The sequence below is a fragment of the Stenotrophomonas sp. STEN029 genome, from assembly GCF_056760015.1.
In genome coordinates this window covers 20,740-29,555 of the sequence record NZ_JBRREC010000060.1, presented here as the reverse complement: position 1 = coordinate 29,555, position 8,816 = coordinate 20,740, and the positions used below count along the sequence as shown (strand labels likewise).

Sequence of the window (8,816 nt, the reverse complement as noted above, 5' to 3'; positions counted from 1 at the left end):
CCCCCCCCGCCCACCCCTCGCCCCCGGCCCCCCCCCCCCCGGCGCCGCGCGGCCCCCCCGCCCCCCCCCCCCCCCCCCCCCCCCCCCCCACTACAGGTGAGGTTCCTTGCCGAGCATGGCCCGGCACTACGGTTTGGGTTTTGCGGTAAGGCCTCTGCCGAGCATGGCTCGGCACTACAGGTGACGCTCAACGGGGCTTGGGTGGGTGGTAGCCCATCAAGGCCGAGATCTGCGCGGCGGCGCTCAACATTGCCTGCACGTGCGCAGGGTCCGGGGTGCTCGGCAGGTAGTGGATGGAGCCGACGATGGCCAAGGTGCCGAACAATTCGCCGTTGCCCTGCAGCAGCGGCGCGGCGAGGGCATTGATGCCGATGTAGAGCTCTTCCGGTGCGTCGGCCCAGCCGCGCTTGCGCACCAGCTCGATCTCCGCCGCCAGTCGATCCGGGTCGACGATGGTGCGCGGCGTGCTGTTGCTCAGTGGCTGGGTCAGGTAGGCGCGGCGCAGCTTGTCCGGGCCGTAGGCGAGGGCGATCTTGCCCTGCGCCACGCTGTTGTGCTGGAAGCGCGTGCCCGGGCGCAGGCTGATCTCCACTGGCGCGGTACCGCGCAGCAGGTCCAGCACCACTACCTCGTTGTCGGAGAACGTGGAGATCACCACGGTCTGGCCAACTTCGTCGCGCAGCTGTTCCAGCACCGGCTTGGCCAGCCCCATCACATCGAAACGGCTGCTGCAGGCACGGCCCAGCAGGAACATCTGCCAACCTACCCGGTACTGGTTGTTGTCCGGATCCTGGTCGACGTAGCCATGCTCGCGCAGCACGCTGAGGTGGCGGTGCACGCGTGCTTTCGGCATGCCCAGCAACTGCGCGAGGCGGGTGACGCCGAGCCCGGTGGGTGCCGCGGCCAGTGCCTCGATCACCTTCAGCGAGACGATGGCGGTGGGCAGGCCCTGTTCGGCGCTTTCTTCCTGTGGCTCAACGGCGCCGCTGGCGGCGCCCAATTCCTTTTTGTCACTCGCGTCGTGGCTGGGCATCGGCTACCTGCAGTGTGTTGCATGGACGAACGCGGCCTGTTGACCGCATTTTCCGCCGATTATGGCAGGTCGATGTATCGCTCTGCGAAAACCTTGTACTGCTGGGTCTTCTGCGCGGCCGCATCTTCCGGGCGCACGTAGCGGATCGAGCTGCGCCCCTTGAGCTGGCGGGGCAGCAGGAAACAGCGGATGAAGCGGGTTTCCTCGGCCTCGGTGGTGGGTGCCAGTACCGGTGCATGGCCGAGCTCGAACCAGGCGCTGCCGGCCGGGTAATCGTGGCTGTCTCCGAGCGTTTCGATGCTGATCTGGCCGTAGTCACAGATCCGGATGCCCGGCCCTTGATGGACATGGGTCAGCGCCACGCCGCCCTTGGGAAAATCGACGCGGTCGCAGCGCATCAGCCACTCGAAGCGGTCATCCAGGTTGATTGGCGCCTCAAGCTTCAGCTCGCTGCGGGTGGCGGGCGCCGATGGCAGGGCGCCGGCAGGGCGGTTGCGATCAGTCAGCTCCCAGCGCCACAACACCGTTTCCTGATCGCCGTTGAGCAGGGTGACCTGCTGCTGGCAGACGCGCGCCTGGGCCGGGTCCAGCGCTTGGCTGTCCTGCGCGGACTCAACACTCAGGCCGCCGCTGCGGACATAGAGGGCGCGCGGACCGCTGGGCAGGTAAACAGGAGGGCAGCCGGGTGGCAGGTGGTCTTCGTGCAGGCGGAGGATCAGGTCGGACATCGGAATCTCGCGGTTGTAACGGCATTCGTATCGTATATCGATACAAAATTAAATTCCATGTTCCATTTTTAGAAAAAGTGGGATATTTTGTGCGCTGAGTATCGATCACCGATACTTTCGTATCAGCCACGATTCCGGAGGGGAAGCCAATGGCGCAGCGTGATTCATCGATCCAGGCAGTAACAGGCGGCGCAGGCGGCCGTTGGTGGCAGGGGGCCAGCAAGCAGCAGTGGGGCACGTTCCGTTCGGCCTACCTGGGCTGGATGCTGGACGTGATGGACTTGATGCTGTTCGCGATGGTGCTCAAGCACGTCAGCGCGGACCTGGGCTTCGACAAGTCGCAGGCTGGCATGGTGATGTCGGCCACGCTGATGGCCACCGCGTTCGGCGGACTGGTGTTCGGCTACCTGGCCGATCGCATGGGGCGGGCGAAGTCGATGATGCTCAGCATCATCTGTTACTCCATCGGCACGGCGCTGTGCGGCCTGTCCGACACGCTGGGCCAACTGATGCTGTTCCGCGTGATCGTCGGCCTGGGTGTCGGCGGTGAGTGGTCCGCGGGTTCGGCACTGGTCAGCGAGAGCTGGCCGGCACAGCACCGCGGCAAAATCCTGGCCTGGATCCAGAGTGCGTTCGCATCCGGTTATGCCGCTGCCGCGATCATCGCCGCGCTGGTGGTACCGACGCTGGGTTGGCGCTGGGTATTCGCGGTTGGCCTGTTGCCGGCACTGCTTGCCTTCTATGTGCGCCGCCACGTCAAGGAGCCGGAGATCTGGGTCAACCAGAAGGAACGCCTCAGCTTCGCCCAGACCATGCGCAACCTGTTTGGTACCCATGCGCGCAACACCACGGTCGGGCTGGCCTTCGTCACCGCCGCGATGTGTGGCTATTGGGGACTGTTCACGTGGATCCCGACCTACCTCGCAACGCCGGTCGCTGACGGCGGCCCGGGCCTGGACATGGTCAAGTCGACGATCTGGATCGTGGTGATGCAGATCGGTGCGGCGCTTGGGTTCGTCACCTTCGGTTACATCGCCGACGCGATCGGTCGCAAGAAGGCCTTCATGCTGTTTTTCGTGGCCTCCGCGCTGACCGTGCCGGTGTTCGTGATGATCAAGTCGCCGATGTCGCTGATGGCGTTCGGCATCGTCGTGGCGTACTTCGGCACCGGCTTCTACAGCGGCTTCGCGCCGACCTTCGCCGAAATGTTCCCGACCACCGTGCGCGCCACCGCGCAGGGCTTCGTCTACAACGGCGGCCGCGCCATCGCCGCCATCGCGCCGGCCTTGATCGGCTTCCTTGCCAACAGCTACGGCGTCGCCAGTGGCTTGATGGCGACCGCCGGGTTCTTCGCGCTGGCTGCGGTGATCGTGCTGCTGTTCCTGCCCGAGACCAAGGGCGTCGAGCTGACCTGACCGAACTAGCAGGAGTAAAGAAATGCCGATCATCCAAGTGACCCTGGTGCAGGGCCGCGACGAGCAGAAAGTACAGCGCTTCATCCGCGAACTGGCGAAGGTGGCGCATGTGGAACTGGATGCGCCGATGAGTGCGATCCGGGTGATGGTCACCGAGGTTCCGCCGCAGCGTTTCGCGGTAGGCGATGTGCTCAAGAGCGATCCGGTTGAAGGGGGCAAGGCATGACGGCTTTGGTATTGGATGCCGCTGCGATCGCCCGCCATGGCGGCGAACTGCACACCGCGCTGCGTACTGGCGTGGCGGTTGATCCACTGAGCGAGCGGATCAGCGGGCTGACCCTCGCCGACGCCTATGCGATCTCCAATGATCTGCTTGCGCGCCGCCTGGCCGATGGCGAGCGCGTGGTTGGCAAGAAGATCGGTGCCACATCGGCGGCCGTGCAGCGCATGTTAAAAGTCGACCAGCCGGACTTCGGCTTCCTCACCGATCGCATGCAGGTTGCCAATGGCGGCACGCTGCCGGTGGCGGGGATGATCGCGCCGCGTGCGGAAGGTGAAATCGCCTTCCATCTCAAACGCGACCTGGTTGGCCCCGGCATCACCCACCACGATGTCCTCGCTGCGACCGAGGCGCTGTCGGTGTGCTTCGAGATCGTTGATTCGCGCATCCGCGACTGGCGCATCGGCATCACCGACACCGTCGCCGACAACGCGTCCGCCGCAGCCTATGTGCTGGGCGAGCTGCGCGTGCCGCCGAAGAACCTGGACCTGGGCACGCTGGGCATGGTGGTCGAGAAGAACGGCGAACTGGTGGCCACCGGCGCTGGTGCCGCCGCGCTGGGCTCGCCGGTCAACTGCGTGGCATGGCTGGCCAACACGCTTGGTCGCCTTGGTACGCCGTTGAAGGCCGGCGAAGTGATCCTGTCCGGCGCCTTGGTGCCGCTGATACCGGTGGCCGCCGGTGACCACATGCGCGTCCGCGTTGGCGCGCTTGGCAGTGCCGACGTGTATTTCGCGTGATGCCTGCTTCCTCCCCCACATTGAATGACAGGAGTGCTCCATGACCCTGAAAGCTGCCATCGTCGGTCCCGGCAACATCGGTACCGATTTGATGATCAAGATCCTGCGCCACGGCAAGCACGTGCAGATGGCCGCACTGGTAGGCATCGATCCGGCCTCCGATGGCCTGGCGCGCGCTGCGCGCATGGGCGTACCGACCATCGCCAGCGGCGTGGCAGGGCTGATTGAATCGGAGCTGTTTGCCGATATCGACATCGTCTTCGATGCAACATCAGCCTCCGCGCACATTGCCAACGACGCGTTGCTGCGCAAGGCCAAGCCGAACATCCGCGTGGTCGACCTGACGCCTGCGGCGATCGGTCCGTACTGCGTGCCGACGGTCAACCTGGACGACAACATCGACGCCGCCAACGTCAACATGGTGACCTGCGGTGGCCAGGCCACCATTCCGATGGTCGCCGCGGTGGCCTCGGTGGCCAAGGTCAAGTACGCCGAGATCGTCGCCAGCATTTCCAGCAAGAGTGCCGGCCCCGGCACCCGCGCCAACATCGATGAGTTCACCGAGACCACTTCGCGGGCGATCGAGAGCGTTGGTGGTGCGGCCGTGGGCAAGGCCATCATCGTGCTCAACCCGGCCGAGCCGCCGTTGCTGATGCGCGACACCGTCTACGTGCTCAGCGAACTGGCCGACACCACGGCCATCGACGCAGCAGTCAATGACATGGCAGCACGCGTGGCTGCCTACGTGCCGGGCTACCGGCTCAAGCAGCAGGTGCAGTTCGAGGTGCTGGACGAACCGGTCAACGTGCCCGGCGTCGGTCTCACCACTGGCCTCAAGACCACGATCTTCCTGGAAGTGGAAGGTGCCGCGCACTACCTGCCGGCCTACGCCGGCAACCTGGACATCATGACGTCGGCCGCACTGGCCACCGGTGAGCGCATGGCCGCCTCGGTGCTGGCCGCGCGCGCTGCAGCCTGAGGAAGAACGCATGACTGACAACAAGCTCTACATCTCCGATGTCACCCTGCGTGACGGTTCGCACGCGGTGCGTCACCGCTACAGCGTGGCGCAGGTGCGGGCGATCGCCACTGCGCTGGACAAGGCGCGGGTGGACTCGATCGAGGTCGCGCATGGCGATGGCCTGCAGGGTTCATCGTTCAACTACGGCTTCGGCGCGCACAGCGACGTTGAGTGGATCGAGGCGGCTGCCGAATCGGTATCGCATGCCAGGATCGCTACGCTGTTGCTGCCCGGCATCGGCACCGTGCATGACCTGAAGAATGCGCATGCTGCCGGTGCGCGCATCGTGCGTGTGGCTACCCACTGCACCGAGGCCGATATTTCGCGCCAGCATATCGAAGCAGCCAATGCACTGGGCATGGACGCGGTCGGCTTCCTGATGATGAGCCACATGACCACGCCTGCGGCGCTGGCGGTGGAGGCGAAGAAGATGGAAAGCTACGGCGCGTCCTGCGTGTACGTGGTGGATTCCGGCGGCGCACTCAACATGAGCGACGTGCGCGAGCGGGTCAGCGCGCTGCGCGAGTCACTGCAGGCCGATACGCAGATCGGCATCCATGCGCACCACAACCTGTCGCTGGGCGTGGCCAACTCCATCGCCGCGGTCGAAGCCGGCGCGATCCGCATCGACGCCAGCCTTGCAGGGATGGGCGCGGGCGCGGGCAATGCGCCGCTGGAAGTGTTCATTGCCGCCGCCGAGCGCATGGGCTGGAACCACGGTTGTGATCTCTACACTTTGATGGATGCCGCCGATGACATCGTGCGTCCGCTGCAGGACCGCCCGGTGCGTGTTGACCGCGAAACTCTGGCGTTGGGTTACGCAGGCGTCTATTCCAGCTTCCTGCGCCACGCAGAGGCTGCGTCAAAGCGCTTCGGCATCAACACCGTCGACATCCTGGTCGAACTCGGCAAGCGCCGCATGGTCGGTGGCCAGGAAGACATGATCGTGGACGTCGCACTGGATGTTCTGCGCGCCCGCGACGCCACCACGCAGGAGAAAACCGCATGACCTTGGACCGTTCCATCATTGAAGGCTGCGCGAAGCAGCTGCTGTCCGCCGAGCAGGACGTGCGCGAGGTGGTGAAGATCACCGACGCGTACCCGCAGATCGGAGTAGATGAGGCCTACGACATCCAGGAATGCCTGCGCAGCATCAAGCAGTCCGCAGGTGTCCGCATCGTCGGCATGAAGATGGGCCTGACCTCGCGCCCGAAGATGCAGCAGATGGGCGTTGACACGCCGATCTATGGCTTCCTGGGTGATGACAATGCCGTCGACGATGGCGCCGTCGTGGATACCGCCCGGCTCATCCATCCTAAGGTGGAGGCGGAGATCGCCTTCGTGATGCGTGATGCGCTGCAGGGGCCGGGCTGTGATATCGCCCGGGTATTGGCGGCTACCGACTACGTGGTACCGGCGATCGAGTTGATCGATTCGCGCTATGAGAATTTCCGCTTCGACCTGCCCAGCGTCATCGCCGACAACACCTCGGCGGCGCGCTACGTACTGGGATCGCGCCCGACCGCGGTGGAAGGATTGGATCTGGAGACCCTGGGCGTGGTGATGGAGAAGAACGGCCAGGTAGTTGAGGTCGGTGCCGGTGCGGCGGTGCTCGGCAACCCGGCAGAAGCGGTGGCGATGCTGGTCAACATGTTGGCGCAGCGTGGGCAGGTGTTGCCCGCGGGCAGCGTGGTGCTGTCCGGTGCGATCACCGCGGCAGTGGCGGTTGCGGCCGGTGACAACGTGCTGGTGCGTGCGGATGGCCTAGGTACCACTTCGATGCGGTTTGTTTGACGGGTGGAGGGTCACTGCACGCTGGGCTCCCCAAGTTGTTTCAGATCGTCATTCCCGCGTAGGCGGGAATCGCTTGCAGCTGTCATTCCCGCCTGCGCGGGAATGGCGATCTGAAAGTTGGTCTGGGGAATCGAGACGATTGGTTTCCACAGTAAAAAGCAGCAATAACAGCAGCAGCAACAAAAATAGAAACAGAAAGGGCAAGACCCAGAGCGATTCCCGCCTGCGCGGGAATGGCGATCTGAAGGTGGATTGGGGAAATCGGGAAGAGCGATTTCCCGCATTAGAAAACGGCGTCATTTCGACTGGCCTTTCCAAGAAAGGCCGGAACGGTGTTCTGTTGCCCTGGGAGGGGAAAGCAATGATCAGCAACAAGAAGCTGGCGGCCCTGGCCGTCACCACAGCCTTGGCGGCGATGCCGTTGAGTGCGCTCGCACAGGCAACGGATGCCAAGGCCATGGAAGCGCGGATGGCGCAGTTGGAGCAGGAGATGCAGCAGATGCGCTCGATGCTGCAGCAGTACCAGCAACGTGAGGCGGCCAACGCCGCTGCAGCCCCGGCTGCGAGCGCAAGCGCACTCGATGCAACCCGCGTGGTTGCCGCTGCACCGGCTGCACCGTCGGCGACCCTGCCCAATGCAATGCCGGGCACGAAGTTCTCCTTCGGCGGCTTCATCAAACTCGATTCGATGTATACCCGCACCAGCGATGGTGAAATCGCGGATGGCTCGGCCGGGCGCCTGTTCTACTTCCCCGGCGCCACCCCGGTTGCAGCCGATGGCAATGGCCGCAGCGCAAGCTATACCGATGTGCATGCGCAGTTCTCGCGCTTCTGGTTCGGTGCCGACACCACCACCGACAACGGCGACAAGCTCAAGGCCTATATCGAGGCCGACATGTACGGTGGGGGCAGCAATGCGTTCGCTGGCAACGAGGTCATCACCAATACCTATGCGCTGACCCTGCGCCAAGCCTATGTGAGCTGGAACAACTGGTTGGCCGGCCAGACCTGGTCCAACTTCCAGGATGTTGCTGCGCTGCCGGATACCGTCGATTTCACCGGGCCCTCCGAAGGCACCATCTTCTCGCGGCAGGCACAGCTGCGTTACACCCGCGGCGCCTGGTCGTTCTCGGCGGAGAACCCGCAGACCACGATCACTCCGTTTGCTGGCCGTGGTGCGCGCTTCAACAGCGGCGCCGATACGATCCCGGATTTGACCGCACGCTGGAGCACACGCGGCAACTGGGGCCATTTCACCGCCGCAGCGATGCTGCGCAACTTCCGCTATGGTGGGGAGACCGAGACCGGCGCGGCATTGAGTGTGTCAGGTCGCTTCAACATCGGTGCCAACGATGACCTGCGCTACATGGTCAGTGGCGGCAGTGGCGTGGGTCGCTACCTCGGTTTCGCGCTGGGCAGCGATACGGTGCTCGACGAGGAGGGCCGGCTGCATGCGATGGACGGCTACGGCGGTTTCGCTGCCTGGCGTCATGCCTTCACGCCGAAGCTGCGCGGCAACCTGGTGTACTCGGTTGCGGTGCTGGACAACGATGCCGCGTTGACGGGCTACGAGGTGACCGAGAGGGCGCAGTCGGTGCGTGCCAACCTGATCTACTCGCCGTTCCCCAAGCTGGATCTCGGTGTCGAGTTGAGTCATGCGACGCGTCGCATCGAGAACGGACAGGAGGGCGACATGAACCGCCTGCACACCCACGTGAAGTACAACTTCTGATGCAAGCACGCGCTGGTGCGTGCGCGTTGCGGAACAGCACCGGCGGGCTGGGGTAACATCAGCCTTGGTCCGC

Annotated in this window: 8 protein-coding genes and 1 pseudogene; 7 read left to right on the top strand and 2 right to left on the bottom strand. The window is 64.5% G+C overall.

From position 1 onward, the window contains the following. Positions 1-187 precede the first annotated feature (187 nt). On the bottom strand, positions 188-1,033 hold the full coding sequence (locus ACVOLI_RS13595) for an IclR family transcriptional regulator (RefSeq protein WP_481614815.1): 846 nt from the start codon (positions 1,031-1,033) through the stop codon (positions 188-190). A gap of 59 nt (positions 1,034-1,092) precedes the next feature. After that, on the bottom strand, positions 1,093-1,761 hold the full coding sequence (locus tag ACVOLI_RS13590) for a hypothetical protein (RefSeq protein ID WP_481614814.1): 669 nt from the start codon (positions 1,759-1,761) through the stop codon (positions 1,093-1,095). Between the two features lie 149 nt (positions 1,762-1,910). On the opposite strand from ACVOLI_RS13590, the gene ACVOLI_RS13585 reads away from it, so the two are divergent. From ACVOLI_RS13585 to ACVOLI_RS13555, 7 genes and pseudogenes are all read left to right on the top strand, one after another. After that, positions 1,911-3,176, top strand: coding sequence for an MFS transporter (locus ACVOLI_RS13585; RefSeq protein WP_481614813.1), 1,266 nt, complete (start codon positions 1,911-1,913; stop codon positions 3,174-3,176). A gap of 19 nt (positions 3,177-3,195) precedes the next feature. After that, positions 3,196-3,402, top strand: a pseudogene (locus ACVOLI_RS13580) (tautomerase family protein); the annotation flags it as partial. Continuing rightward, complete coding sequence (locus ACVOLI_RS13575; RefSeq protein WP_481614812.1) at positions 3,399-4,196, top strand: fumarylacetoacetate hydrolase family protein; 798 nt, start codon at positions 3,399-3,401, stop codon at positions 4,194-4,196. The pseudogene ACVOLI_RS13580 and the gene ACVOLI_RS13575, both read left to right, overlap by 4 nt. A 40-nt stretch (positions 4,197-4,236) precedes the next feature. Further along, positions 4,237-5,175, top strand: a complete 939-nt coding sequence (locus tag ACVOLI_RS13570) for an acetaldehyde dehydrogenase (acetylating) (RefSeq protein WP_481614811.1) — start codon at positions 4,237-4,239, stop codon at positions 5,173-5,175. Positions 5,176-5,185: 10 nt separating this feature from the next. After that, positions 5,186-6,226 carry a 4-hydroxy-2-oxovalerate aldolase gene (gene dmpG / locus ACVOLI_RS13565; protein ID WP_481614810.1) on the top strand — a complete coding sequence of 347 codons (1,041 nt, stop codon included), beginning with the start codon at positions 5,186-5,188 and terminating at the stop codon, positions 6,224-6,226. Then, on the top strand, positions 6,223-7,011 hold the full coding sequence (dmpH, locus tag ACVOLI_RS13560) for a 2-oxo-3-hexenedioate decarboxylase (RefSeq protein WP_481614809.1): 789 nt from the start codon (positions 6,223-6,225) through the stop codon (positions 7,009-7,011). Before dmpG ends, dmpH begins: the two co-directional genes overlap by 4 nt. Before the next feature lie 361 nt (positions 7,012-7,372). Further along, positions 7,373-8,743: a DcaP family trimeric outer membrane transporter gene (locus tag ACVOLI_RS13555; protein WP_481614808.1), complete on the top strand. Its 1,371-nt coding sequence runs from the start codon at positions 7,373-7,375 to the stop codon at positions 8,741-8,743. Positions 8,744-8,816 lie beyond the last annotated feature (73 nt).

Excerpts from the sequence above, each read along its gene's own strand:
- dmpG (WP_481614810.1), top strand. The coding sequence starts at position 5,186 with ATGACTGACAACAAGCTCTACATCTCCGATGTCACCCTGCGTGACGGT.
- ACVOLI_RS13555 (WP_481614808.1), top strand. The coding sequence starts at position 7,373 with ATGATCAGCAACAAGAAGCTGGCGGCCCTGGCCGTCACCACAGCCTTG.
- dmpH (WP_481614809.1), top strand. The coding sequence starts at position 6,223 with ATGACCTTGGACCGTTCCATCATTGAAGGCTGCGCGAAGCAGCTGCTG.
- ACVOLI_RS13575 (WP_481614812.1), top strand. The coding sequence starts at position 3,399 with ATGACGGCTTTGGTATTGGATGCCGCTGCGATCGCCCGCCATGGCGGC.
- ACVOLI_RS13585 (WP_481614813.1), top strand. The coding sequence starts at position 1,911 with ATGGCGCAGCGTGATTCATCGATCCAGGCAGTAACAGGCGGCGCAGGC.
- ACVOLI_RS13570 (WP_481614811.1), top strand. The coding sequence starts at position 4,237 with ATGACCCTGAAAGCTGCCATCGTCGGTCCCGGCAACATCGGTACCGAT.
- ACVOLI_RS13590 (WP_481614814.1), bottom strand. The coding sequence starts at position 1,761 with ATGTCCGACCTGATCCTCCGCCTGCACGAAGACCACCTGCCACCCGGC.
- ACVOLI_RS13595 (WP_481614815.1), bottom strand. The coding sequence starts at position 1,033 with ATGCCCAGCCACGACGCGAGTGACAAAAAGGAATTGGGCGCCGCCAGC.